The following is a 21,380-nucleotide window of genomic DNA, read 5'->3' as shown; positions in this document are numbered from 1 at the left end:
TTCTCGGGGTGCGGGGCCGACCCGGCAACCGGCTCCCGGCGCTGCACCGGAGCAGCGGCCGGCTCGCCCCGGGGGGTCGCTTTCCGGGCCCGTTCTTGGTAAGATGACATCGATCCTCCTGACCGGGAATTCCGGGACGCGGGGTTCCCCCCAACCCACGTCCCGGTTTCCCGTGTGACCCACCGTTTCGTGGCATCCGGCCCTCCGGCGCGCCCCTCCCCCCAACGAGCGCCGGAGGGCCGCTTTTTGCCGGGGCGGCGCCCAGGGGGCGCGCGCGGTATCCTGCGCCCCGCGGCGCAGGAGGACGGTGTGGGGCACGACCCGCTCATCAGGAAGGGTTTCGGACTCCGAAAGGAAGTCGCGCCGGAGCTGGCGCGCGACTATCACTCCGACCTCGTGGCCCGCGCCCGGCTCTCCGGGGGCGAACTTCGCTTTCCGGGGCTGACCGTCCGCATCGCCAAGGAATTCGGCTTCTGCTACGGGGTGGAACGCGCGGTCGACTACGCCTACGAGACGAGGATGAAGTTCCCGGAGCGCCGGCTCTTCCTCACCAGCGAGATCATCCACAACCCGCGCGTCAACCGCCGCCTCCGCCAGATCGGGTTCGAGTTCCTCGATGGCTCCTACGGCTCCCGCCACGGGTGGGAGGACCTGACCCCGGAGGACGTCGTGCTGATCCCCGCCTTCGGGGTCACGGCCGAGGAACTCGCTCGCCTCCGCCGGATCGGATGCCTGCTCGTGGACACCACCTGCGGTTCGGTGCTCAACGTCTGGCGCCGGGTGGAGCGCTGTGCGCGGGACGGCTTCACGTGCCTCATCCACGGCAAGCACGAGCACGAGGAGACCCGGGCCACGGCGAGCCGGGCGTTGGTCCATCCAGGCGGCCGGTACCTCGTGGTGAGGGATCTCGACGAGACGGAGATCGTCGCCCGGTACATCGAGCGGGGAGGGGATCGCGATGCCTTCGCGAGGAGGTTCGCCAAGGCGATGTCCCCGGGGTTCGACCCCGATCGCGATCTCGAGCGGATCGGGATGGCGAATCAGACGACGATGCTCTCGTCGGAATCCCTGAAGGTCCAGGAGAGGATCCGGCGGGCGCTCGCGGCCCGCTACGGGGAGGAGGCGCTCGGCGAGCACTTCCGGGCCTTCGACACCATCTGCTCCGCCACGCAGGACCGGCAGGACGCGATCCGGCAGATGATGGAGCGCCCCCCGGATCTGGCGCTGATCATCGGCGGGTTCAACTCGTCGAACACGGGGCACCTGACCGAGATCTGCGGGGCGTCGTGCCCGTCCTATCACGTCGAGAGCGCGGACGACCTCCTCGACGCCCGGCGGATCCGGCACCTCCCGGTCGGCGGTCACGAACCGGTCGTCAGCCGGGGATGGCTGCCGGAGCGCCCGATCGAAATCGGGATCACGGCCGGCGCCTCCACTCCCGACCAGGAGGTCGGCCGCGTCATCGACCGGGTCGTCGCCCTGTCGGGTTGCGAGCCGGAGCCGGAATCAAGCCCCGGCCCGCTCCGCTGACAGCTCCACCGCCGCTTCGGCGCGGCTCCTGAGGCGCGCGAGCGCCTCCTCGAGACGCGAGGTCCACTCGCCGCGCTCCGACGCGTCCGGGAGTCCGGGCAGGTTGATCCGGACGTTCAGCGCCGCCGCCTCGCCGGCGGCACGGGCGCACCAAGCGGCGCTCCCGGCGTCGGAGGCCGCGGCGGCCAGGCCCGCCTCGGCCAGCTCGCGGGCGAGCGCGGCCGCCTCGGCGGCATCCTCGACGACGCCGAGCGGGACCTCGATCGCCCGTCGCGTGGCCTCGACCAGCGCGCGCTCGCGGGCCTGCCGCTGCTCGTCCGTCTTGCGCGGCAGGCGGCGGGCTGCTCGGATGCCCTCGAACGCCGCCGCATCGGCGTCGATCGCGGCGAGGAGGCGGTCCTTGATCTCCTGGGCGCGGCGGCCCCATTCGTCCAGCCGCGCCGCGTCCGCCGCTCCGGGCGAATGCGTGAGCGCCGCGACCATCGAGCACAGGGCCGCACCGAGCGCCCCCGCGAGCGCCGCGGCCGATCCCCCTCCCGGAGCGGGGCTGGACCGGGACAGCTCGTCCACGAATCCGGTCACGCTGGAGGCGCGCAACCCGGCGGAGCGAGGCCGGAGGCGGTAGTCGATGATCGCCTCGCCGGGGTCGAACGGCTTGACGTCGTCCAGTCCGAGGCTGAGCCGCGCGAGCTCCACCAGGTCGGGTTCCGGCAGGCCGGTCGGGCTTCCCTGAGCCGCCGCGTAATGGCGTCCGGCCATCAGGACCGCCTCCAGCGGAACCAGCCCGACGATCTCCGAACCGGTGACCCGGAGGCCCCTCTCCCTCGCGAGACGCCGGACGGTCTCGAAAGCGACGTGTGGCGGGGTGACGTGGTAGTCGGTGAGGTTCATCGAGACCTGGGCTCGGCCGAACTCCGGTATGTACCAGCCGACCGCGCGCACGGCCTTGAGCAGGCCGGGACGGCGCAGGCGGTTCCCCTGCTCGTCGCGAACGATCTTTCCCTCGGCGTCGCGCTGGAACCGGCCCTGCTCGCGGATGTCGAGCGCGATGTCGTGCGCCGCCTTGCGCGACGTCGTGTTGAGATCGACGTTGTACGCGATCAGGAACGGCCGGGCGCCCACGACCGTCGCCCCGGACGCGGGAACGAACCGGGCCGGGCCGTAGTCGGGAGCCCACGCCGGATCGCGGAGCTTCGCTTCCAGACCCTCGTACTCGCCCTTCCGGATCTCCGCCAACGACTTCCGCTCGGGACGGGTGGCCGCCCGCTCGTAGAGGTACACCGGGATGCCGAGCTCTTCCCCGATCCGGCGTCCCACGGCATGCGCGAGAGCGATGCAGTCGTCCATCGTCGCCCCCCCGCCGACCGGCACGAACGGCACGACGTCGACGGCGCCGATCCGGGCGTGGGCGCCCCGGTGGCGGCGCATGTCGATCAGCTCGGTCGCGCGCGCCGCGAGGCGGAACGCCGCCTCCGCCACGGAGGTTTCGTCCCCCACGAAGGTGAAGACGGTCCGGTTGGTCTCGGCCCCGGGGTCGATGTCGAGCAGCTGCACGCCCTGGACCGAGCGCACCGCGTCGGCGATCGCGTCGAGGACCTTCCGGTCGCGTCCCTCGGAGACGTTCGGCACGCACTCGATGATCTTCATAGGGGCTCCTTCGCGGCCGCGGCGACCCGCTCCACGATCTCGACCGCCGCGAGCCCTTCCTCGATCGGCACGGCCGGAGGCCGGAGGCCGCGGGCGGCCGCGGCGAAGTCGGCCAGCACCGCGGGCAGTGTCGGCTCCGGCTCGCCGATCGGGAGCGGCTCGCAGCCGGCCGGCGTGTCGAGCCAGGCGCGGCGGGCGACGTAGTCTGCCAGGATCCGGCCTGACCGTCCCACCAGCTCGATCGCACCGGACCGCCGGCCGGTGAGGACCTCCAGCGCCGCCGGCACGCCGCCGGGCTCGAGCCGCAGCGCCGCGATCACCCCCGGGGCGGCCTCCAGCGCCCGGACCGCCGCCACCTCGCAGCCCGTGAGATGGCGGATCAGGTCGGTGCCGTGAACCCCGATGTTCGCGAGGAGTCCGCCCTCGCGCGCGTCGTGGATCCAGCCGCGTCCGGCGGGAGAGTATCGCAGACCGACCGCCACCGACTGGAGGGGGCCGATCTCCGCCAGACGGGCGCGGACCGCGCGCACCGTGGCGTCGTAGCGGAGGGTTTGGGCCACCATCGCGACGATTCCGGCCCGCCGCGCGGCCGCGCAGGCGGAGCGGGCCCCGCGCGCCGAGGGAGCGAGCGGCTTTTCCACCAGGATCGGCTTGCCTGCGCCCGCCGCGAGCTCGACGGCGAGCGGATGGAGGGAGGGCGGCAGCACCGCCACGACCGCCTCGACGCCCTCGTCGGCGACCAGGCCTTCCAAGGTGTCGTGGAAGGCGAGCCCGTACCGCTCGGCGAATCGCCGCCCCTCCTCGCGGTCGCGCCGGTGGACGGCGGCGAGCGCGGCCCCGGGAACGTCCCCGGCGAGGAGGTGCCGGGCGTACCGGGCACCGTGCCGGCCGAGCCCGGCGAGCCCGACGCGGAGCGCTCTCTCGCCGGATTTCCCGCGGATGCCGCGGGGGCTGGTCGCCATGGCCTCGTCCTCCGGGTGAGCAACCGGGGAAGGGTACCGCGCGCGGAGGCCGGCGCTCAGCGGGCGTAGATCAGGCGCTGGATCCGCGCGACCGCTTCCGGCGGGGGGAGGATGAAATGGAACCCGACGCGGGCCGGCTTGCCCGGCTCGGTGCGGATGCCCATCGCCGTCAGGTCGAGCGGTGGACCGCCGTCCGGTAGCTCGATGCGCGCCCGCACCTCGCGCCCCAGCGCTCCCGCGTGCGGGAGCGCGACGAGCATGCCGCTGGCCGAGATGTTGACGAGATGGCCCCGAACCCGTGTGCCGTCGAAGGAGATCTCCACCGGACAACGGAGGGCGATCCGGGGATGGCTGCGCCGCTCCCCCGCGGCGGGGGCTCCGGGGTCGCGGCGAGAGGGCTCGGAACTCACGGGCGGTCCTCGGGCGGCGCGGCGGCGTCCGGCTCGGCGCCGACGAGCACGGGCGCGCGGCCCGGCGTCCAGCGCGCCACCGGCCGTCCGTCCGCGGCGAGCAGCAAGCCGGCCCGGAATCCGTGCCGTTCGGCCGCGGTCATCAGCCTCAGGGCCGCGATCTCCCGTTCGCTGCGGTCCATTCGCTGCCAGGCGGGATCCACCGTGGCGATCAGGAGGGCGCCGGCCGGGGTGGCGCCGGCGAGCGGCGCATAGGCCGCGAACTCGTCCACGCCCACGGCAGGAGGCGCGGGGGGCGACGGGGGGAGGACGAGCCGGACCGCGAGGAGCGCGAAGGCGGCCGCGGAGGCGAGCGCCACGATCCACAGAACCCCTCGCCTCACGGTCGGGGCCGGCTCGGCCGGGGCGGTCAACGACCGCACCGCCCGGAAGTGCTCCACGATCGCCCTGTCGGCCGGTGACGGTGCGGTGCCCGCGGCAGGCGCCTCCGCGTCCGCGAGAGCGGGCTCGGAGAGCGCGCCGCGCGGTTCGGGCCGACGGATTCGGCCGGTCGGGGGACCCTCGGTCTCCGCTGGCTGGACCGGACCGGTGAGCGGCCCCGTCGGATCGGACGCGAGGACCGGACCGGTGAGCGGCCCCGTCGGATCGGCGGGCTCCGAACCGGGCGTGGAGGCGGCCTCCTCCGGCGGGGCCGCGAACGCGGCCCGCGTTTCCAGGAGAAGTCGCCGCCACGCCGCCTGGCGGGCGCTCAGCTCACCGCCGCGCGTATGGGCGGAAAGGGTCTCGTCGATCGAGCGTTCGAGGCGCTCGTGGACGATCTCGAGGAGCCGGGCCAGCTCGGCGCCGCACCCGGTCCCTGCCCGGACCGCCGCGTGGGCGAGCGAGCAGGCCGCGTAGACCTGCCAGAAGACGGCCTGGTTCGGGTCGAGGGCGCGGCGCCCGATCGCGGCGAGGAGCTCGTCGGTCTCCGGTATCGGCCGCCAGAGGCGAGCCATGGTGGACCCACCGGTCTGGACGGCTGCCGCCTGCCTGGCCAGCTCGGCGCTCAGCCGCGCCTCGGCCTGAAGGCCCGTCGCGCTGGGCACGAGCTGGCGAGCGGCGGCGACGAGGCGGTCGTTCGGTCCGGCGGCGAGCGTGCGGTCCAGGCCCCCGGCGGCCTCCTCGGCGAGGCGGGCCAGGCGCTCGAGATTGGTCGAGCGGGCGGCGAGAGCCGAGGAGTCCGCGATCCGGATCGGGGCGGCGTCGACCGCGCGGGCCGCCTCGATGCGCAGCGCCACCGCGCGGAGCACCATCCGCTTGACCGTGCCGTCGCTCACCGCCCGGATCCGCTCCGCCAGCGTCGCGAGCGCCGCGAGCTCCTCCGGGGTGGGATCGGGCCACAGGGACGAAGAGACGGCCGCGGCGAAGCCGATGCTGCCCGCCGGCAGCTCCGCCAGCAGCCGCTCGACCTGACCGAGATCGACCCCGGTCGCGGGCGGCCGCGGTGCGGTCTCGGCGCGGCGGGCCGCCGGAGCGGAGGCGGCCTCCCGGCGCGCCTGGACCACGCCGATCGTCTCGCGCCAGAACTTCCGCGGATCACCCACCGGATGCCCCCCGCGCCGGAAGACCGGCGGCCACCGCGAGCGGCCCCGCCGGCTCGGCGCGCAGCCGCACGAGCCGGCTTCCCTCGAGCCGGTAGATCCCCTCGATCCAACTCTCCGGCTGCAGAGGGAAGCGGTCGGTGCTGGCCACGACGATCTGGATTTCTGGCCGATGCGCGTCGACGAGCAGCAGCCAGAATCCGTCCTCGTCCGAGTCGTACGCGGAAACGCGCCGCCCCCGGAGCAGGGAGAGGAGTTCCTGTGGCCGGCGCAGGTAGCCGTGCGTCGACAGCGGCTCCAGGGTGCGGAGGTTGAACCCGTCCGGCTGGTTCGCCCCCGGAGGCGGGAACGATCCCCGGTCGGAGTGGTAGGCCTCGAGGGCTTCGAACAGCACCGCCGCCGCCCGGGAGAGCCGCCGCTGGCTCCTCCACTGGGCCGCCTGTTTCGCCACCGGCAGGGCGAGGAGCACCACCGCAGCCACGACCGAGCCGACGATGACGAGCTCGGCGAGGGTCACGCCCCACTCGTTCCGGCGCCGCAAGCTCCGGACCACGGTCCCACTCCCGAGGGCGCACCCCCCGCGCCCTCCGGCAATGTCGGGCCGGGGCGCCCGCGCGGCAACCCCGCCCGGCGTCCGCCCTCTGGTACGATGCGGCGCCGATGAACGCCGTGTTCCTGTTCCTCGTCGCCGGTGCCGTTCTGGTGGGGCTCGCCACCGGGCGGTGGGACGCCCTCACGTCGGCGATGCTCGACGCGGCCCGCAGCGCGGTCGACGTTGCGCTCGGACTGGTCGGGGCGATGGCCCTGTTCCTGGGGGTCGTGGAGGTGGTCCGCCGGGCCGGCTTGATGGACGCCCTCGCCCGGGCGGTGCGTCCCGTGTTCCGCCTCCTCTTCCCGGACGTGCCGGCGGGCCATCCGGCGCTCGGCATGATGACGCTGAACATCGCCGCCAACATGCTCGGGCTGGGAAACGCGGCGACGCCGTTCGGAGTGGAGGCGATGCGCCAGCTCGACCGGCTCAACGGAGACAAGGGGACGGCGACCGACGCGATGTGTCTGTTTCTGGCGATCAACACCTCCGGCGTCTCCTTGCTCGCGACCGGCGTCGTCGCCCTGCGCCACTCGCTGGGGTCCCGGGATCCGGCGGGAATCCTGGTGACGTCGTTCCTGGCAACGTCGCTCTCGACGGCGGCCGCCATCGCGGCCGCGCTGGCGCTGGCGAGGCTCCCGCCGTTCCGGCGGAGCCGGCCGCGCCCCGCCGCCGACCCGTCCCCTGCGCCTCCGGAGCCGCCGCCGGAGGCCGCCGGAAGAAAGCGGTTCCGGCCCGCACGCGCGGCGGCGGCGCTCCTGTTCGCCCTGGCGCTCGCGGCGGCCGCGGTCCGCGGGGGGCTCCTCGCGGCGAACGAGCAGGGAACCGGTCCCGCACTCCGGGGTCTGCTGTCCCAGGCGCTCTTGCCGCTCCTGGTCACGGCGGGGCTGCTGTACGGGTGGAGCCGGGGCGTGGACGTCTACGCCGCGCTGACCGAGGGGGCGAAGGAGGGATTCCGGATCGCCGTCATGATCATTCCCTACCTGGTGGCCATCCTGGTCGCCGTCGGGATGTTCCGCGCTTCCGGCGCGCTCGACGCCATCGTCGCGTGGCTCGCGCCGCTGACCCGGCCGCTGGGCTTTCCGGCCGAGGCGCTGCCCATGGCACTGGTGCGCCCCCTTTCCGGCTCGGGTGCGCTCGGCGTGATGACGGAGATCATGAAGACCCACGGCCCGGATTCGTTCATCGGCTACCTGGTGTCGACGATCAACGGGAGCACGGAAACGACCTTCTACGTGCTGGCGGTCTACGGGGGAGCGGTGGGACTCAAACGTGCCCGGCACGCGCTCCCGGCGTGCCTCGTCGGCGACCTGTTCGGGGTGATCGGCGCGACGGCCGCGTGCCACCTGTTCTTCGGCTGAGAGGAGGCGGACGGCGAACCTATATTCGGTCGCGCGGGTCCGCGCCGTGCGCGGTCCCGGGACGGCCCGCCATGGTTCGACTCCGCCCGATCTGGATCCTGTGCGCTCTCGCCTCGCTCCCCGCCTCGACGGGGGCGCCCGCGGAAAGGGCCCTCCAGGAGCTGGCGGCCCGCGTGCGCCCGTCGGTCGTCGAGATCATCGGAACGGTGGAGGAGACGGGGGACACCTCCTACGGCACCGGTTTCGTCGTCCGCGAGCCGGGGCTCGTTCTGACGAACGCCCACGTGGTGGCGGGTGTGGCCCGGCCGATGGTCCGGACGCTCGACGGGGCGCTGCTCGCCTCCGTGGAGGTGATCGAGGCCCGCGAGGACGTGGACCTGGCGCTGCTACGCGTCACCGGCTGGCGCGCGGAGCCCCTGCCGCTCCGCCCCGGCGGCATTCCCCCCGTCGGGACGCGAGTGGTGGCCGTGGGACATCCGCGCGGCTACGAGTTCACGGTCTCGGACGGGATCGTCTCGGCGCGACGCCGGCTCGAGGAGGGCGGAATCGAACTGATCCAGACGACGGCGCCGATCTCCCCCGGCAGCTCCGGCGGCCCGCTCCTGGACCTCGAAGGCCGCGTCGTCGGCGTCTGCTCGCTGACGCTCTCCGAGGGACAGAACATCAACTTCGCCGTGCCCGCCGCTCAGGTGGGCCCGTTCGTCGAGGCCGCGCTGCGGCTCGAGGCCGCCCTTCGGGGGGAGGATCCGGAGCGCCTGGCGCCGGCGGAACTCGCGCGGCTGGTGCGCGCGCGCCGGGAAGGGGGCGACCTGGTGAGGGCGGCCGAGCTCGCCGCCCGCGCGCTCGCGCGCCATCCGCGTCATCTCGGAATTCTCGAGGAGGCGGCGGAGGTGGCTTGGTCCCGGGGACGTTACGACGAGGTGCGCGATCTCCTGGGGCAGATGCGCCGGATCGCCCCGGACTACCCTCCGGCTCTCGAGATCGAAGCCGCCTGGTTGGCGCAGGCCGGGGAGCTCGAGCGCGCCGTGGCCGCCGCCGAAAAGGCCCTCTCGCTCGGACTGTCGGGGGAGCGCGCTGCGGACGCCCACGCCGTCCTCGGGGAATGCCTCGGACGTCTCGGACGAAGCGAAGAGGCCCTCGAGCACATGGAGCGGGCGCTGGCGAGCGACCGGATCGCCTCGATGCCCGACTACCGGGTCCTCCACGCCTTCCTCCTCCAGGCGGCCGGGCGGGACGACGAAGCGGACCGCGAGGCCGTGGCCGCCCTCGACCTTTCCGGATGGGATCCTCTCGTCTCGGCGGCCCTGCGGGAGCGCGGCCTGCCGCGGCTCGCCGAGGTCGTTTCCCACCGCGCCGTCCGCGAGGGGGGACGCCGCCTCGTGCGGGGCGTCGTGAGGAACCGGGGACCGGTACCGCTGGTCAAGCTGGTGGTGAGCGCCGAGGGGCTCGATGCAGCCGGGCGACTGGTGGCCACGGGGAGCGGGACGGTGACGCCGGAGCGCCTCGTACCCGGCCAGGCCGGGGCCTTCGAGATCGAACTCGCGGGAGACACCGACGCGGCGGCGACGGTGCGGGTGAGGATCGTCGATTACCAGGAGCCGGAGCTGCCGAAGCCGTGGTAGCCTGCCGGACCGCGCGACGCGCGGCCGCCGGACGATGCCCCACCTCCCGACGAGCGACCGTCCCCAGACCCTTCGCCTCGTCTACGAGGCGCTGCGGTTCGGTTTCGTCGATCCCTGCGCGGCGCTGCTCACCGCTCCGCGGCGCGTCCCGATGCACCGCAAGATCACCTATTCCTGGGCGACGCGGATGGTCCGCCGGTACGACGTCCGGCTGCACCCGATCCCCGGAGCGCCCCAGTGCCGGGGGCGGACCCTCTACTTCTGCCCTCATCGCAGCGTGGCCGATTTCTTCGTTCACAAGGTCGTCACCGACGGCCGCGCGGCGACCTTGTCGCGCATGCTCGTCGCCGGGCTCTTTCCGATGGTCTGGCTGGTCACGCGGCTCGACCGCTCGACCTGGTTCTTCGTCCGGGGCCGCCGCAAGACGAAGGCGTCTTTCTTCGCCTGGCTCGACCGCGAGTTCGAGCGCAGCCCGCTGGAAGGGCTCATCGTGTACCCGGAGGGGCACCGGCACCACGGTCGCGAGCCGCTGCCCCTGCGCGCCGGCATGATCCGCTACGCGTTCGAGCGCGGACTTCCCATCCAGGTCGTCATGACCGCGAACACGGAGCTGGTGATCGACGAGCGGCGCCGCCGCTTCCGCCGCGGCGTGACCGTCCCGTACCGCTTCTACCCGCCGATTCGCCCCGAACCGGGGGAGAGCGCCGGGTCGTTCCGTGGCCGGGTGTCGGACTGCTTCCGGCGCGCTTTCGCCGAGATCGTCGCCGGCGGAGCCTGAGCGGCCTCAGCGCTCGAAGATCTCGGTCACCGGAACGATGCGGATCCGGTCGCGCGGGATCTTCAGCGGGTAGGTGGCGATCTCCTCGTCTTCGGCCAGGATCTCCGGCGGCTTCGGTGCCGCGTAGCTGATCGGGCTGGGGGCGTCGGACGCCAGCGCCTCCGCGAGCCGCTCCGCGTCCCCGGTCACGATGGCGATGTCCAGGTTGCGGTACTGGAGATGCCGCCGGATCGCGGCGTTGACCTCCTCCAGCGTCAGGTCGGCCAGGCGGCGCCTGAAGTTCTCCAGGTGGCTTCCTTCGATTCCGTAGAAGCGGTCGTCGATGGCGTAACCCAGCCGGGCCGCCGTCGTGTCGGCGAAGTGGAGCACGTACTTGCTGAGGAAAGACCGCGTCAGCTCGAACTGCTCCTCCGTGAGGCCGTGGTCGACGAGATGAGCCAGCTCCCGGACGGCGGCCCGCAGCGCGAAGTGCGCCTGCTCGTTGGGCAAGGTGCGGATCCAGACCTCGAAGAGCTGCTGCCGCCGGCCCACGTTCGTCGGGGGCATCGTTCGCTGGCCCCCCTCGGGGAAGGCCTCGATGTAGGAGTAGTCGCCGTAGTTGAGGCCGCGCGCCTCCCGGATCACCTGGTAGAGGTGGCTCGAAGAGTTGCGGTGCTCGCCGAGCCAGGAGTTGGCCACCCACAGGGCGTAGAAATCGGGATCGCCCCGCCGGACGTCGATGGGGAAGCCGAAGCTGATCGAAGCGTCGGCTCCGGGCTTGCTGACGAGGAGGACCCGCCGGCCCTCCAGGGGCCGGGGTTCCGGTGCCGGCCGCGCCGCCGGCCGGCCGGCCGGAAGGGATGCCCGGGCTTCGCGAAGGCGCTCGACGACCGCGTCGTCGTACCCGCCGCCGACGCCGATGACGAGGTTGTCTCGGGTGAAGTGCTCGGCGTAGAACCGCTTCACGTCGTCCAAGGAGATGGCCTCGAGGCCGGCGACGGTGCCCTGGACCGGGTGCGCGTATCCGGTTCCTTCGAAGACGTCCAGCCAGAGGGCCGCCTTTCCCAGTTCCTCGTCCGACGCGTAGCGGAGAGTGTTGCGGACGTAGTTGAGAGCGTCGCTGCGCACCCGCTCGAAGTCGTCCTCCCGGAACGCGGGGCGCAGGAAGGCGTCCACCAGGAGGGGGAGGTACTCGTCCAGCTTGTCCCGGTGCACGCGGCCGGTGAGCGTCGTCATCTCCTTGTCGACGCGCACGTCGTAGCTGGCGGCCAGGGGATACAGCTTCTCGAGGATCTCCTCGTAGCTGTTGTTGGCGGTCGCGCCTTGCGCCAGCAGCTGTCCGGTCACGTACGCGAGCCCTTCCTTGCCCGGCGGATCGTCCAGCGAACCGACCGCGAACCACAGGTCGAAGGAGACGGTCGGATCCTCAGGAACCGGAAGCAGCACCATGTCGTCCATCCGCTCCGATCCTCCGCAGCCCGCCGCCACCAGCAAGGAGAGGACGACGAGCGGGCACGCCGGTCGCCTGATCATTCGCTCTTCCCCCGCAGGACCGCGACGGTCCGCCGTTGCGGCGTCAGCCGGAGGGCCGCCTGCCGGACGTCCTCCCGCGTCACCTGTTCGAGCGTTGTGTAGTAGGTTTCCACCGCCTCGATTCCGCCGGTCACGGCCACGATCCGCGCCAGGGAAGCCGCCACGTGGTCGGGCGTGTCCAGCCCCATCAGAAAGCGGTACCGGAGCCTCGACTTGAGGTCGGCGAGCCGCTTCTCCGAAACCAGCTCCTTCTGGAAGCGGGCAATCGTGCTGTCGATGCGTTCCAGCACGGCGTCGACCTTCTCCGGGTCCTTCACTCGGGAGATGATGTCGATCAGTCCTGGATCGCGGTTGACGTTGACTTCGGCCTCGATGAACTCGACCCATTGCTTGTCCAAGACCAGTTCCTTGTGCAGATCGCTGGTCTCGCCGAACGCAAGGGATGCGAGGAGATCGGAGGCGACCCAGTTGCGGTCGTCCGGGCGGAATCGGTCGTTCTTGTAGGCGATCCAGATGATCGGGAGGGAGCGGCCTTGATAGGGGACGTCGATCCGCCGCTCCCGCGTCTGCTCCGGCTCGGGCGGGATCTCGGGGGGCACGTAACCCGGTTTCCAATCGCCGTAGTAGCGGCGGGCGAGTTCGACCACGCGATCCGGTTCGATGTCGCCGGCGATCAGCAGCACGACGTTGTCCGGGCGGTAGTAGCGCTCGAAGAACCGCCGCGAGTAGTCGTACATCGTCGGCATCGCCTTGATGTCCTCGACGAATCCCATCGTCGTGTGGCCATACGTATGGCGATCGAACGCGGTTTCGCGCACCGCCTCGTAGATGGAGAAGAAAGGACTCATCTTGCTCTTGCGGTACTCGCCGTAGACAGCGCCAGCCTCGGTCTTGAAGGCGGATTCGTCGTACGACAGATGCTGGAAGCGGTCCGCCTCCAGCTCCATCACCGTCTCCAGATCCTCCTTCGCGATTCCGAGATGGTAGGCGGTGAGATCGTCGGTGGTGTAGGCATTGGCGTCGGCGCCCATCCTGGTGATGAGGCGGTTGTACTCGTCGGCGGGGTGGCGCTCCGTTCCGCGGAACATCATGTGCTCGAAGAAATGAGCGAAACCGGTGTGCCCGGGCTCGTACTCGTCGCGGGATCCGGTGCGAACGATCGACCAGTAGGCCACGAGCCCTTCCGACGGCATCGGGATGAGGATGAGCTGGAGGCCGTTGTCGAGCGTCTCGACGCGCACGGGATAGGGGAAAACCTTGCCGGCCGGATCCCCGGCGAGGGCGACTCCGGCGCCGGCGACCCCGAGGACGCACAGCACGGCGAGCACGATCTTGATCATCGGTCCTCCCGCAGCGCGGCCGCCGGGCGTCGGACGCCCGGGCGCGCGGCCCGCCATGGTACCCGAGCCCGCGGGGCGGCGTCACCCTCGGGGTGCCGGGGTCAGCGGGAGTTATCCTGGCCGTCGACAGCCGCGCGGCGCTGCTCGCGGGCACGGCGCCGCGCCGCGAGGAGCTGTTCGGCCTGGTCGAGCGCGGCGATGGCGCGTTGGATCACGGGATTGTGCTGGAGAAGAACGCGGTCGCGCGCCTCGATGCCGGAAGACACGAGGGTCAGCTCCGCCCGAAGCTGGAGGAGCAGCTCGTCCCGGTGCGCTTCGAGCTCGTCCTGCGCGATGTCCGGGTACTCGGCCGCGACGAAATCCCGGAAATCGGTGAGCAACCGGTCCGGATCGGCGGCGTACGCCTCCCGCGTGTCGTCCGGCAGCGGGTTGACGAACCGTGAGAAGGCGGACAGGCGCATCAGCTTCAGGACGGCCTCCGGCTCGGAGGGAGGTTCGGTGACGATGTCCGGTAGGATCCCGCCGCCGCCGTAGATCACCCTTCCGGTCGGCGTGCGGAACTCCGGCGCGCCCGGCTCCGGCCGCTGTTCCCGGTCGGCCCGCCGCGGTTCGAAGAAGTACTCCTCCTCGCTCGCGTAGGGCCGCTGGATGGTGCGGCCCAGGGGGCTGTAGTACTTCTGCGTCGTCAGGGCCAAGGCCGTCCCCTCGCTCAGCGGGTAGACCGACTGGACGAGCCCCTTCCCGAAGGTCCGCTGGCCGACGAGGATCGCCCGGTCGTGATCCTGGAGAGCGCCCGCGACGATCTCCGAGGCGCTCGCGGAGCCGGCGTCGACGACGACGACCATCGGCCAGTCGACGCGCGGCACGTCCCGCATGGCGAGGTAGTCCTGGCGCGATCCGGGCAGGCGGCCCTCGGTGTACACGACCAGCTCGTCGGGCTCCAGGAAACGGCTCGCCGTGCCCACCGCCTGCTCGAGCAGTCCTCCCGGATTGTTGCTGAGGTCGAGCACGAGGCGGGTGGCACCCTCGTCACGGAGGCGGGCGAGGGCGCGGTCGAGCTCGGAGCTGGTGGTCTCGGTGAAGTTGGCGATGTGCACGTAGGCCACGCCGGGACGGATCATGAAGGCCTGGTTGACCGCCGGCGTCCGGACCGCGTCCCTGGTGATCGTGAACCGGAGCGGCTCGTCGATCCCCGGCCGGTCCACCGTGATCGTCACGTCGGTTCCGCGGGGACCGCGGAGGTACTTGACCGCTTCCTGGACCGTGAGGCCCAAGGTGTCCACGTCCACGCCCGCCCGCTCGTCCCTGATGTGGGTGATCACGTCGCCGGCTCGGACGCCCAGGCGCGCAGCGGGCGTGTTCGCGATCGGTGAAATGACGCGAAGGGGCTGGTACCGTCCCCGCTTGCTGATCACGATCCCGAGACCGAAGAAGCTCCCCCTCTGCTCCTCCCGCATCTCTCGGTAGGCCTCGTCGTCGAGAAAGTTCGAATGCGGGTCGAGCGTGTTCAGCATCCCGTGGATGCTCGCGTAGATGACCTTCTTCGGATCGGCCTCGGGCACGTGCCGCGTCTCGATGAGCGACAGGATCTCGGCGTAGGTCGCCATCTGGCGGCCGGTCGCGCCCCCGGCGGACGCGACGATGCCCCCGACGAGCAGGGCCGCGGCGACAGCGGGCAGAAGACGCGGAAGAGATCGCAGCGAGCGCATGGGGCGAGTATACGGGCCGCCGGAGCGGGGCGACAAGGAAAAGGCCGCCGCCCCGAGCGCGCCAGCGGGTCCGCACGGCGGCGCCCGCGGATCCGTGCGAGGCGCTTCGCGGCGGCAGCCGGCGCGCCGCACCGAGTCGCCGGGCGATTCCGATCCGAAGCTCGGCGCGCCCCCACGGTCGTCCCGCGCGGCGGTCCGGTCTCCCGCCTTCGGCGGGCGGTCCCCGAGGCGGCGGGGAGAGGCTCGCCGATCGGCGTCTGGACCCGCCGCGCCCGGCCGGGGACTAGAATGCGCGCGTCATGAACAACCTCGGCGGTCCCGAGTTCGTCTTCCTGGTGCTTCTGGCGTTGCTGGTGTTCGGCCCGCGCCGGCTGCCCCGCATCAGCCGGCAGCTCGGCGCGTTCGTGGGCGAGCTGCGGCGCGCCTGGCGGCAGGCCCAAGAGGCGATCGAACGCGAGGCGGAGTTCGACGAGCTGCGCCGGACGACGCGCGAGGTGGAGGCCCTCCGCGGCGAGGCGCGCCGGCTGGCGCGGACGTGGGCCGACCGGGCGCTCGAGGCGGAAGGCCCGGCGCCGGCGGGTCCACCCGCCCAGAAGGGCGGGGAAACGGAGGGGAAGGGAGGACCGGCGGCATGACGGCGCCGCGCCCTGCGGAGCCGCACGAGCGCAGCGGCCCGGGCGGGCCGCGCATGAGCTTCCTCGAACATCTCGACGAGCTGCGGCGGCGCCTCACCTGGGCGTTCGCCGGCGTGATCGTCGGCGTGCTCGCCTGCTGGGCGGAGGCGGACCGGATCCTGGCGTTCCTGCTCGATCCGATCGAGCGCTCGATGGGCCCGCTGGCGGTGATCCGTCCGGCCGAGGCCTTCATGAACAAGATCAAGGCCGCCTTCGTCGGCGGCCTGTTCGTCGGCCTGCCGTGGGTCTTCTATCAGCTGTGGCGGTTCGTCTCGCCCGGGCTCTATCCGAGGGAGCGCCGGTGGGTGATTCCCTTCGTGGCGGCGGGGTCGGTGTTGTTCCTGGCGGGTGCGGCCTTCTGCTACGCGGTGGCGATGCCTGCGGCGGTCGGGTTCCTCGCGTCCCAGGGGGCCCGCTTCCGGTCGAGCGTGACGGTCGACTCGGCCTTTTCGTTCGCCACGAAGATGATCTTCGGCCTCGGTCTCGTGTTCGAGCTGCCTCTCGCCGCTTTCCTGCTGGCCCGGCTGGGGCTGGTCACGCCGAGGTGGATGTGGCGCAAGCTCGATATCGCGGTGTTCGTCTGCTTCCTGGCGGCCGCCGTGCTGACGCCGACCCCGGACGTGATGACGATGACGATCTTCGCGCTGCCGATGATCGCCCTCTATCTGCTGAGCATCGCGGTCGCCTTCTTCGCCGCCCCGCGGCGCGGCCGGCGGGATCGGAGCGAGTGACGCCCGGGTCCAGCCCGAACGGCTGGGTGGACCTCGCGCTTCCGCGGGGCTGCGCCCGGTTCGACGAGCGCTGGGCCGACCAGTTGCTGGCGGCGGGACTCGACGCGCCCGAGACCTTGCTCCGCCCGCGGCCGGAAGGGCCGGGCACCGGCCGCGGCCCCCGGGCCATGGTGGACTTGCCGGGCGGCGGGCGGGTGTTCGTCAAGCAGGCGTTGCGGGGGGGACTGCCGGCGCGGATCACCCGCGACCGGCATCTGTGGCGCCGCCGCTTCCTCCGGGACCTCGACCGGGCGCGGCGAGCGGCCGCTTGCGGGTGTCCCGTCGTCCCGTGGCTCGGCGCCGTGTTCGAGCGCGCGCGGCCGGGCTGGCGCGTCTTCCTGATCGCGCCGTGGATCGAAGGTGGAATCGACCTCGCCCGCCTCATGGGCCGCACGCGCGATCCCCGGGAGGCCGAGGCGATCTGGCGGGCCGCGCTCGACGCGGTGGGAGCGATGCATCGCGGCGGGATGTATCACCGCGACCTGAATCTCGGAAACCTGGTGGCGCGCCGGAGCGCCTCGGGATGGGAGGTCGTGGTCGTCGACCTCGATCGGCCGCGCCTGTACGCCGGTCCGGTCCCGCGCCGCCGCCGCCGCCGCGCGCTCGCGCGCCTGGCGCGGTCGTGGCGCCGCCTGTTCGGAGACGTCCCGCCGCCCGGCGGCCTTCCGCTCGAGGACCGGGCCGGGCGGCACGGCGCGGCCTTTTGCGCACCTTGACGAACGGCATCCGATCGCGGCGGACGCCGTGGCATTCCGGCCGGAATCGCGACGCGTTGTCCCGTTCCCGCCGGGGAACCCATATTGCGGCATGCGGGGGCGGACGCGCACCACATTCGGCGGGAAGGACGGCGTGCAGAAAGAGGCGGCGCTCGCAACGCTCCGGGAAGAGGGCGCGAAGAGGATCCGGGTCGCGGTCCGCGCGGGGGAGGCCTTGCGGCGCCGAGCCCGCCAGGCGGCGGCGCTGATCGAGGCGGATCTGACCTCCGCCGAGGCCGACGACGCCGACGCCCTCGTCGTCGATTTTTCCGGAGACTCGCCGGACGCGGCTGCCCGCCGCCTCGGTACGCTTCGCGGCGGAGCCGCCGCCGTCGTCGCGTGCGCGCCGGCTCGCGCCGCCCGCCTTCGGGAGGCGATTTGCCGCGCCGGAGCGGACGACCTCGTCACTCCCGGCGTCTCGGCACGCGAGCTGGCCCAGCGGATCCGGCGCGCCGTGAGGGCGCGGCGCCTCGAGAAGGCGCTCGCTGCCCGGGAGCAGGAAGTGGAGCTGATCGCCTCCCTCGCGGGCCGGCTGGCGCGCTCGGGCGACACCCGCGAGCTGTTCGAGGAGGCGCTCGCGGGGATGGGGCGATCTCTCGGCTTGGGCGAGGCGGCGCTCCTGGTGCTCTCGTCGCCCTGGCGGGTGGAAAGCGCCGCGCCCGAGGCGGTCTTCTGGACGCGGGAGAAGGGCCTCCGGCGGGAGCGGGAAGTTCCCCTCTCGCCGCCGGACTGGGAGGCGCTGCGACGCGGATCCTCCGTGGCCGATCCGCGCGCGGGCATCGTGACGCTACCGCTGTTCGCCCGGGGGCAGGCGCTGGCGGTGATGCGGGTGCGCGGGCGGGACGGACGTCTGCCGGCGGGAGCCGCGCGCCGCGCCATCGCTCGCGTCGCCGGGCTGCTCGCGGGAGCGATCGAGAACGCGGAGCGGCTCGCCTCCCTCATGGGCCGATCGCGAAGCCTCGAGGCGCTGGTGCGGGAAAGGACGCGGGAGGCCGAACAGCAGAAGCGGCTGTTCCAGGCCGTGATCGATGCGCTGCCGGTGTCGCTGCACGCGATCGACCGGTCGTTCAGGGTCGTCGTCTGGAACCTCGTCCGCGAGGAAGGACCGTTCGGCCGGCCGCGCGGGGAGGTGCTCGGCCGGAACCTCTTCAGCGTCATCGGCGACGACCCCGCCCTCAAGCGCGAGTACGAGCGGGTGTTCGCCACCGGCCAGCCCACGGAGAGCGAAGTCCGGTCGCGCAGCGGCGATCCGCCGCGGCTCTTCCGGGTCGAGAAGATCCCGATGCGCCTCGACCGCAGCGGCGAGGTCACTCACGTGATCACCATCGGCCGCGACGTGACGGAGCAGCGGGCGCTGGAGCGCTCGATGGCGCGGGCGGAGAAGATGGCCGCGGTGGGGCGACTCGCGGCGGGGATCGCCCACGAGATCAACAACCCGCTCGCGACCATCGCCAGCTGCGCCGAGGCGATGCGGAACCGGCTGGCCGTGCCGGTCGGCGACGAGGAGAGGGAGGAGATCCGTGCCGATGCGGAGGTGATCGAGGAGGAGGCCTACCGGTGCAAGAGCATTCTCGGCAGTCTCCTCGACTTCTCTCGCAGCGCTCCGGACGAGAAGGGGCCGTGCGACCTGTTGGAGGTGGCGAGGAAGACGGTCCGCCTCCTCCGCCACAATCCCCGCCTGGGGGGATTCCCGATCGAGATCGACGCGGCGCCGGACGTTCCGCCGGTGCTGGCGAACGAGTCCCAGCTCGTCCAGGTGCTGATGGCGCTCCTGCTGAACGCGGCGGACGCGTCGGCACCGGGAACGCCGATCCGGGTCGTCGCGCGCCCCGGCGCCGGCGATTCGGCGATTCTCTCGGTGATCGACCGCGGGCCCGGCATCCCGCCGGAGCTCCGGGAGCGGATCTTCGAGCCGTTCTTCACCACGAAGCCGCCCGGTCAGGGCACCGGCCTCGGACTGGCGGTCGCCTACGGGATCGTGCGCGCGCACGGCGGGCGCCTCGAACTCGCTCCGGCTTCGGGGCGCGGCGCGCGGTTCGACGTCGTTCTGCCGGCGATGAAGCCGGCGGGTGCGGAGGTTCACGCATGAGTGGAGACGGGGGAGGAAAGCGCGCCGCCGCGGCGGGTGCGCCGATCCGCGTCCTCCTCGCGGACGACGAGGCGCCGCTGCGCCGCATCCTGTGCCGCGAGCTGCAGCGGAAGGGGCACCGCGTCGTTCCCGCGGAGGATGGCGCTCGGGCCCGCAAGCTGTTGGACGAACAGGAGTTCGACGTTGCCGTCCTCGACGTGCGGATGCCGGGCCTCGACGGCATCGAGCTCCTCAAATCGCTCGAGGGCGACGCCACCGCGCCCGCCGTCATCCTGCTCACGGGCAATGCCACGGTCGAGCTGGCGGTCGAAGCGATGAAGCACGGTGCCTACGACTTCGTCACGAAGCCGTGCCGGATCGACGTGCTCGATGCGCTGATCCGCGGAGCGGCGCGCAACAGCGGGCTGGCGAAGGAAAACGATCGGCTGCGCCGCCGCGAGCAGCACCGGGAGATGCCGCCGCTCGCCGCGGGGTGGAACTCCGCCGCGATGCGCCCCGTGCTTCGCCTGATCGACCGGCTGGCGCCCTCAGGCCTGCCGGTCCTGATCCTGGGCGAATCGGGCGTCGGCAAGGAACTCGTGGCGCGGGAGATCCACCGGCGGAGCGAGCGCGGGGACGGCCCCTTCGTCGACCTCAACTGCGCGGCGATTCCGGAGAATCTGCTCGAGAGCGAGCTGTTCGGGCACGAGAAGGGGGCGTTCACCGGCGCGGGCAGCTCGCGCGCCGGCCTTCTCGAGGCGGCCGACGGCGGGACGCTGTTCATGGACGAGGTGGGCGAGCTTCCCGCCGGCCTGCAGGTGAAGCTGCTCCGCGTGCTGGAGACGATGAGCTTCTTCCGCGTGGGCGGCCGCAAGAAGGTCGACGTGGACGTTCGCCTGGTCGCGGCGACGAATCGGGACCTGGCCGCGGAGGCCCAGCGCGGAGCCTTTCGCGCCGACCTCTACTACCGGATCAACGCGGGAACGATCCACGTGCCGCCGCTGCGGGAGCGGGTCGAGGAGATCCGTCCGCTCGCCAAGGCGTTCCTGGCGCAGGTCCGGCCCGGCCTCGAGCTTCCGGAGGAGGTGCTGGCGCGCCTCGAGGCGTACAGCTGGCCCGGCAACGTCCGCGAGCTGCGCAACGTGATCGAGCGGGCGGCGCTGCTCGCCCGCGACGGCCGCATCGGGCTCGAGGACCTGCCCAGGGAGATCATCGATCCGCGGCCCGCCGCTCCGGGTGCGTCTCCCGCGCTCCCCGCCGGGGAGGGGCGCTCGACGCTCCCCCCGAACGCATCGCTGCAGGAGATCGAGCGCCAGCGGATTCTCGAGGTGCTCGAGAGAACGCGGTGGCACCGCGGGCGCGCGGCGCAGATCCTGGGGATCTCGGTCCGCACCCTCTACCGGAAGATCAAGGCCTACGAACTCGACCGCGAGCCGGCCGGCGCGCGGTGACGGCGTCGGGCCTCAGGAGCCTTCGAGGCGCCTGAGCTTCGCCCGGGCGGCCGCGGCGTGGTCGCCGCCGGACTCGGCGACCTCCCGGAGGAGCCGGCGCGCCTCGCGCTTCTTCCCCGCCTGGAGGGCGGCCAGCGCCAGCTCGTAGGGCTCCTCGCGGCCGCCCGCCGCCGCCTTCCGGTACGCGTCGTACGCCTCCTCCCCGCGCCCGAGCGCGTAGAGGACGCGCGCCCGGTCGAGCCACAGCTCGGCCGGGGTGTACGCGGACTCCGGAGGTTGCGGCCGGGCCAGGAGCTCGAGAGCCCGGTCGATCTCCTCGAGGGCGAGGTCGAACAGCATCGCCTCCCGGTGGGCGGACGAAAGGAAGACCCAGCCCTCGACGAGGGAGGCGTCGGTGGCGATCGCCGCGTCGGCTTCCGTCACCGCGGGAAGCAGGTGGCCGGCATCGGCGAAGAGCCGGGCCGCCCGCAGGCGCATCACCGGCGTCGGCTCGGCGCCGCCCTTCGCGATCGCCAGGTAGTGTGCGGCGATCGCCTTCGCCGCCGGGTCGGCGGCCTCGCCCGCTTTCTTCAGCCGCTCGTCGACCTCGCGCCAGATCGGCCCCGCGGGGACGATCCTCCCG

Annotated in this window: 17 protein-coding genes; 9 read left to right on the top strand and 8 right to left on the bottom strand. The window is 72.7% G+C overall.

The features are described from left to right. Window positions 1-279 precede the first annotated feature (279 nt). Entirely contained in the window at window positions 280-1,530 is a 1,251-nt protein-coding gene (locus D6718_08860; GenBank protein RMG44974.1) for a 4-hydroxy-3-methylbut-2-enyl diphosphate reductase, read from the top strand. On the opposite strand, the gene ftcD is transcribed toward D6718_08860, so the two are convergent. The 4 genes from ftcD to D6718_08840 form a co-directional block, all read right to left on the bottom strand. Continuing rightward, window positions 1,507-3,177: a glutamate formimidoyltransferase gene (gene ftcD, locus D6718_08855; GenBank protein RMG44972.1), complete on the bottom strand. Its 1,671-nt coding sequence runs from the start codon at window positions 3,175-3,177 to the stop codon at window positions 1,507-1,509. The two genes, D6718_08860 and ftcD, sit on opposite strands and share 24 nt — an antisense overlap. Beyond that, entirely contained in the window at window positions 3,174-4,139 is a 966-nt protein-coding gene (locus tag D6718_08850; protein RMG44971.1) for a gfo/Idh/MocA family oxidoreductase, read from the bottom strand. Before D6718_08850 ends, ftcD begins: the two co-directional genes overlap by 4 nt. A gap of 56 nt (window positions 4,140-4,195) precedes the next feature. Further along, window positions 4,196-5,281: a PilZ domain-containing protein gene (locus tag D6718_08845; GenBank protein ID RMG44973.1), complete on the bottom strand. Its 1,086-nt coding sequence runs from the start codon at window positions 5,279-5,281 to the stop codon at window positions 4,196-4,198. A gap of 843 nt (window positions 5,282-6,124) precedes the next feature. Next, window positions 6,125-6,682, bottom strand: a complete 558-nt coding sequence (locus tag D6718_08840; protein RMG44970.1) for a hypothetical protein — start codon at window positions 6,680-6,682, stop codon at window positions 6,125-6,127. Window positions 6,683-6,789: 107 nt separating this feature from the next. Between D6718_08840 and D6718_08835 the strand changes: the two genes are divergently transcribed. The 3 genes from D6718_08835 to D6718_08825 all read left to right on the top strand — a co-directional run bounded on the left by D6718_08835 (window position 6,790) and on the right by D6718_08825 (window position 10,479). Beyond that, window positions 6,790-8,079, top strand: coding sequence for a spore maturation protein (locus D6718_08835; GenBank protein ID RMG44969.1), 1,290 nt, complete (start codon window positions 6,790-6,792; stop codon window positions 8,077-8,079). A 71-nt stretch (window positions 8,080-8,150) separates the two neighbouring features. Further along, on the top strand, window positions 8,151-9,701 hold the full coding sequence (locus D6718_08830) for a hypothetical protein (protein ID RMG44968.1): 1,551 nt from the start codon (window positions 8,151-8,153) through the stop codon (window positions 9,699-9,701). A 34-nt stretch (window positions 9,702-9,735) separates the two neighbouring features. Then, entirely contained in the window at window positions 9,736-10,479 is a 744-nt protein-coding gene (locus D6718_08825; protein RMG44967.1) for a hypothetical protein, read from the top strand. Window positions 10,480-10,485: 6 nt separating this feature from the next. Here the strand turns inward: D6718_08825 and D6718_08820 are convergent, their stop codons facing one another. From D6718_08820 to D6718_08810, 3 genes are read right to left on the bottom strand one after another with little or no spacing between them, the layout of a single operon-like run. After that, a complete protein-coding gene (locus D6718_08820; protein RMG44966.1) occupies window positions 10,486-11,991 on the bottom strand; it encodes an insulinase family protein in 1,506 nt (501 codons plus the stop codon). Further along, window positions 11,988-13,388, bottom strand: a complete 1,401-nt coding sequence (locus D6718_08815; protein RMG44965.1) for an insulinase family protein — start codon at window positions 13,386-13,388, stop codon at window positions 11,988-11,990. The genes D6718_08820 and D6718_08815 overlap by 4 nt, the downstream gene beginning before the upstream one ends. Before the next feature lie 44 nt (window positions 13,389-13,432). Continuing rightward, window positions 13,433-15,040 (bottom strand): S41 family peptidase, encoded by a 1,608-nt coding sequence (locus D6718_08810; GenBank protein RMG44964.1) that lies wholly within the window; start codon window positions 15,038-15,040, stop codon window positions 13,433-13,435. Window positions 15,041-15,339: 299 nt separating this feature from the next. On the opposite strand from D6718_08810, the gene D6718_08805 reads away from it, so the two are divergent. The 5 genes from D6718_08805 (at window position 15,340) to D6718_08785 (ending at window position 20,758) form a co-directional block, all read left to right on the top strand. Next, window positions 15,340-15,675 (top strand): hypothetical protein, encoded by a 336-nt coding sequence (locus D6718_08805; GenBank protein RMG44963.1) that lies wholly within the window; start codon window positions 15,340-15,342, stop codon window positions 15,673-15,675. Next, complete coding sequence (gene tatC, locus D6718_08800) at window positions 15,672-16,445, top strand: twin-arginine translocase subunit TatC (GenBank protein RMG44962.1); 774 nt, start codon at window positions 15,672-15,674, stop codon at window positions 16,443-16,445. The genes D6718_08805 and tatC overlap by 4 nt, the downstream gene beginning before the upstream one ends. 26 nt (window positions 16,446-16,471) lie before the next feature. Next, window positions 16,472-17,200 carry a hypothetical protein gene (locus tag D6718_08795; protein RMG44961.1) on the top strand — a complete coding sequence of 243 codons (729 nt, stop codon included), beginning with the start codon at window positions 16,472-16,474 and terminating at the stop codon, window positions 17,198-17,200. 91 nt (window positions 17,201-17,291) lie between these two features. Continuing rightward, a complete protein-coding gene (locus D6718_08790) occupies window positions 17,292-19,328 on the top strand; it encodes a PAS domain-containing protein (GenBank protein ID RMG44960.1) in 2,037 nt (678 codons plus the stop codon). After that, on the top strand, window positions 19,325-20,758 hold the full coding sequence (locus D6718_08785; protein RMG44959.1) for a sigma-54-dependent Fis family transcriptional regulator: 1,434 nt from the start codon (window positions 19,325-19,327) through the stop codon (window positions 20,756-20,758). The genes D6718_08790 and D6718_08785 overlap by 4 nt, the downstream gene beginning before the upstream one ends. A gap of 12 nt (window positions 20,759-20,770) precedes the next feature. Here the strand turns inward: D6718_08785 and D6718_08780 are convergent. Continuing rightward, on the bottom strand, window positions 20,771-21,380 hold a 610-nt coding region (locus tag D6718_08780), incomplete at its 5' end, for a hypothetical protein (protein RMG44958.1).

It is taken from the genome of Acidobacteriota bacterium (genome assembly GCA_003696075.1).
Lineage (GTDB): Bacteria > Acidobacteriota > Polarisedimenticolia > J045 > J045 > J045.
Note: the sequence above shows the minus strand (reverse complement) of the source record. Positions and strands in the feature narration are given on the sequence as shown.